Raw genomic sequence first — 1,637 nt, 5'->3', positions numbered from 1 at the left:
CGGCGTTTTTCAAGGTAGTTGTCGCCTGAGCTGTTAAGCAGCTTCTTTTTTGTTCTCTGGGTTTAATTTCACATCACCGATTTCCTCCCAGTTTCTAATACCCTTTGACCAGCGGTTAGGGTTCTTTTTTTGCGCTTTGGTATATAGCTCATGGCGTTTTGCCAATATCGCTTTATCTTCACCATTATGGCGTTGCGCTGGTGTCATGAATTTGATGCGACTATGCCTGTGCTCAGTGTTGTACCATTGAGCGAAGCCTTTCATCCAAGCTCTTGCATCTTCAAGGCTTTTAAAGCCTTCGCTTGGCCAGCGGTGACTGTATTTGACCGTGCGGAACAATGATTCTGAGTACGGATTATCATTGCTGACACCGGGGCGGCTACGAGAGCCAATGACACCCATATCAAGCATTTTGGCTTGCATCGTTAGGCACTTCATCGGGCTACCGTTATCTGAATGCAATACCACGTCTTTTTTAACGCATTTCTCAGACCAGAGCGTGCGCTCAAGCAATTGGGCAGCATGTTCACCTGATTCACTGTCATGAACTTCCCACCCGACAACCTTACGGCTGAAGATGTCGATTATCATGTAGAGGTAGAAGAACCGACCAATGACCGTTGACGGGCAGTAACTAATATCCCAAGTCCACACTTGGTTTGGCGCTGTCGCTGTGTACCCCTTAGGTTTAGCTCGGCTACCTTTAGGTTTTGCTTTACCTCGATGGGTTAGCTGGTCATTGGCTTTCAACACACGATAAAAGCTCGATTCAGACGCGAGATATTGCCCGTTATCTGCCAGCATTGGCACTATCTGACTTGGCCCTAAATTGGCGTATTCTTCTTGGTTACAGGTAGCTAATATCGCTTGCTGCTCTTCCTCAGTGAGCTTGTTACTCGGTTCTGGCCTATCAGCTGTAGGTCTTTTGTCACCACTGATTTCACCGCTTTCCTGCCAGCGTTGTAATGTGCGTACAGACATACCAACTTCTTCACAGGCTTTCTCTTTTCTAGCACCTGAGCTGACTGCTTCATCAATCAGAGATGCGTAATGCTGCCTATCTGTGAGTGAGGTTAATTGTCCTCGTCTTCCCCCCAGTAGGCATTTAACTTTTTTCTGAGCACCAACAACGCTGCCGTTTCAGCAAGCGCAGCATCTTTGCGCTTTAACTCTCTTTCTAACTCTTTAATCCGCTTACGATCATCCTTTCGCTCTTGGGTTAATTGCTTACGTTGCTGGGCTTTAGTTTGATTGCCTGCAATGCAGCTTCGCTTCCATTCTTTAACTTGCTCAGGGTAAAGCCCTTTTTCACGGCAATACTCACTTAACTCAATTTCGCTCAATGCTGCTGTTTCTAAAACAATTGAGAACTTTTGCTCTGGTGACCAACCATCTGAACTATTGCTATCTGCCAAACTAGAACCTGCTTGTAAATACTTATCTCGCCATGAATACAAAGTAGATAAGTTGATACTCTCTAGCTTTGCGAATTGGCGTAATGATAAGCCACTTTCAACCAGCTTTCTAATGATGGCTTTCTTATGATCTTCAGGATAATGCTTCACTAATATCTAACTTACCGCTCCCTGTTATATTTTTATGAAAAACTGAGGCGACAACTATCCTGACACAGGGGG

General features: G+C 45.2%; 1 protein-coding gene. It reads right to left on the bottom strand.

What is annotated here, in order from left to right; genetic code table 11:
- Window positions 1-33 precede the first annotated feature (33 nt).
- Window positions 34-1,565, bottom strand: a protein-coding gene (locus NO989_RS21735) for an IS3 family transposase (RefSeq protein ID WP_371343191.1) whose coding sequence is annotated in 2 segments (ribosomal slippage) — window positions 34-1,103 and window positions 1,103-1,565 — 1,533 coding nt in all. Because the reading frame shifts where the segments join, the coding sequence is not laid out codon by codon here.
- Window positions 1,566-1,637: the final 72 nt, after the last annotated feature.

It is taken from the genome of Alteromonas sp. DY56-G5 (genome assembly GCF_041414725.1).
GTDB lineage: Bacteria > Pseudomonadota > Gammaproteobacteria > Enterobacterales > Alteromonadaceae > Alteromonas > Alteromonas macleodii.
The sequence above is the reverse complement of the archived record's forward strand: the minus strand, read 5'-3'. Positions and strand labels throughout refer to the sequence as shown.